The following is a 2,963-nucleotide window of genomic DNA, read 5'->3' as shown; positions in this document are numbered from 1 at the left end:
CGCTGGTGAGGGCGACGCCAGACGTGGTTTTCGCCGGGACGCCCGTGACGCTGAAGTGCGTGGTCGCCGGGGTGACGGTGATCCCCGTTTGGGCGCCGGTCAGGGCGCCGACTGCGGCGTCGGTGGCCGTCAGCGATTGCGTTCCCGGCGTCTTCAACGCGGCGGTGAACGTATGGGCGCCGCTGTCGGCGGCGGTGAACGTGTGGCTGGCCGCCAGCACGGCGAGGGGGTCGCTGCTCGTCAGATTCACCATCCCGCGATAGTCGGTGGCTAGATTGCCGAAGGCATCAAGAGCCGTCACGACGACGCTATGGGTGGCGCCGCTGACCGTGGACGCCGGGTAGCTGGCGACGTGGAAGGAACTGGCCGCCGCCGGTTTGACCACAAAACCGATGCCGGCCTTGATGGTCGGCCGGGCGATGTCGGCCACGGTGACAGTTCGGCTGCCGGCCGTCTTGAGCGTCACCGTGAAGGTGTGGGCGCCGTTGTCTCCGGGCAGGAATGTGTAATTGGCCGGAAGGCCGGCCTGCGCGTCGGCACTGCTGAAATGGACCGTATCGCGGAAGAGAGAGTCGGGCTGGCCGAGGGCGTTGAGCGCCGTCACGGTGATGCTGACAGATTGCCCGGCCGTCGTGGTGGTCGGCGTCGCCGTGACGCGGAAATGCGTCGTCGGCGAGTTGACCTGAATGCCCGATTGCGTGCCGGTGATGGAACTGTTGACGGTGTCGGTGGCGGTCAGTGATTGGGCGCCCGTCGATTTGAACGTGACATTGAACTTGTGGGTTCCGTTGTCGTCGGCCGTGAACGTGTAATTGGCCGGCAAAATCGCCTGGCTGTCGCCACTGGTGAAGCGAACCGTGCCTTGGTAGTTGGTAATGCGGTTGCCGAAAGCATCCACGACCGTCACCGTGATTGGATGGGCGGCCCCCGGCACATCAACCGCCGGATAGCCGGACACGATCAGCGTCTGCGCGAGCGCCGGAGTGACATTGACGGCCTCGCTGACGCTCTTGGCCGCGGGCTTGGTGATGTCCGCCACCGAGATCGTTTGTTTGCCGACCGTCTTCAATGTCACGACGAATGTCCGGAGTCCATTGTCGCCGGCCGTGAAGGTATAATCGGCCGGCAACCCCGCCTGCGCATCGGCGCTGCTGAAGTGGATCGTCCCCCGGTAGCCGGCATCCACCTGGCCTTGGGCGTTGAGGGCCCTGACGGTGAAAAGAAACCCCTGGCCGGCCGCCGTGTCGGTCGAGTCACTGATCAGATCAAAATGCGTTGTCGCGGAGACCGTGACGACGGAACTAACCCCGGGCAGATCATCCAAGCCGGAGGCGTACAGCGTATATGTTCCCGATTGATTGAACGAGAGATTGTTGAATGTGGCCGTGCCGTTCACGACCGGCGCCAGCGTGACGCCGGACAGCTTGCCGCCGGCCGGCCCGGCGCTCAACCCCAAGGCAACGGATCCGGCGCCATTCGGGTTGACGGCGTTGCTCGCGTCGAGAGCGTCCACGCCGACCGACCAGAGGCCGCCGTTCATCACTTGGGCGGGGGCGCGCAGACGGAGGTGAGTCGGGTAGTTGCCATCGGTGATCGTCGGCACGTCCTGCGCGAACGACGGGTTGGCTCCCGAGTACGCGGTGGCCAGGACGAGGAAGTTATTGTCGGCGTTTTGAGTCAGCGGGGTGTTGATCGAATACGCCGTGGCACCGCCGCTGAGTTGCTGTGTGGCGAGGGGACTGTTGGGATTGTCAGGCACGCCGTCGTTGTTGGCGTCCGCGTACACGCCGACCAGACTGTTCGCCGGGGCGACGCCCGTGATGGCGTAACTGGGGGCGTTGACAGCCGTCGCGGCCGCCGGGGATGTGACTGTCGGAGTGGTGGTGCGGTCCAGCACGTGGACCGTGGCATATCCCCTGTCGTAAAAGCTGGGAGTGGCGCCGAGGCCGCCAAACTCAACAACATAGCCGGTGGTGGCGTAGGCGCTGGCAACCGTAATCCACTGGCCGTTTGCTCCAGAAGCCGCGAGGTAATCGGGTCCGGTGGAGTCGAGCGGATAACCTGAAGACCAATTATTGTACTGGCCATTATTGGAGTTTGTCACAAACACGCCGTTGTCATACACGGGAAAATAGAATAGCAAGCCTTGGCCCCCATTCTGATTTCCCTCCGGACCCGTCCTCCAGCGCCAATTGGTTTGGGAAGCGGAATCACTCCCGCCCAACCAAGCGGTCGCTCCCCCGTCCAAAGAGTTAACGAAGTCTTGTTCCGCTTGCGAACCGATTGTCGCCAAATAACCTTGGAGACCGAGATCAAATCGGGAACTGGAGTCCGAAACGGCGGATGACCAGGAAAGGCTTGGCCGGCCGGCGGTGTTGATGAACTGGTAGTAATGGCCCGTGTCGGGGGAATAAGTCGCCAAGCCGAGTTGAAACAGGAGCGTCCGGTCGCCGTTGCTTGGGTCGGCCGAAATGTTGTTGTACTTTACCCCCTGCAAAATACTTCCCCATGTCGTGCCTGAAGCCGTGCCGCTGAGCGTGAGAATCCCGTTGGTTGCGTCGTATGACGAAGTGATCGAGGCCCCGGTGGGATTGGTGAACAGAAGACGATCTTCCGACGGGGAAAATCCCGAAGAGAAGCGGACAGTGGCTCCCGAGATATTTTGAGCGTAAGCGATATCATCGTTGAAGACACTGACCGGCGAAGAGGCGACATAGCTGACACTTGTGGTGGGAGCCTGCGTGGGCACCACGCGCTCCTCAAGTTCCGCCATCGCGTGACCGAGCAAACCGGCTCGCTTGCGGATGGTGGCTGTTGGTGTGCCGCGAAAAACGGATGCGAGAAGGCTGCCTGCCAGATTGCGAATAGATAGACGCATGACTTCCGAGTCGAGAGAGTGACTGACAGTGGATTGGGGATTGAGGGATGCCCCGGTCGTCAGTCCGGGATGATTCTATCGCTTC

The 2,963-nt window shown here is 62.3% G+C and carries 1 pseudogene; it reads right to left on the bottom strand.

The features are described 5' to 3' along the window. Positions 1–2,878, bottom strand: a pseudogene (locus BGIM_RS55450) (hypothetical protein); the annotation flags it as partial. Positions 2,879–2,963: the final 85 nt, after the last annotated feature.

Source organism: Zavarzinella formosa DSM 19928, from assembly GCF_000255705.1.
In the GTDB taxonomy this organism is placed as follows: domain Bacteria; phylum Planctomycetota; class Planctomycetia; order Gemmatales; family Gemmataceae; genus Zavarzinella; species Zavarzinella formosa.
The sequence above is the reverse complement of the archived record's forward strand: the minus strand, read 5'-3'. Positions and strand labels throughout refer to the sequence as shown.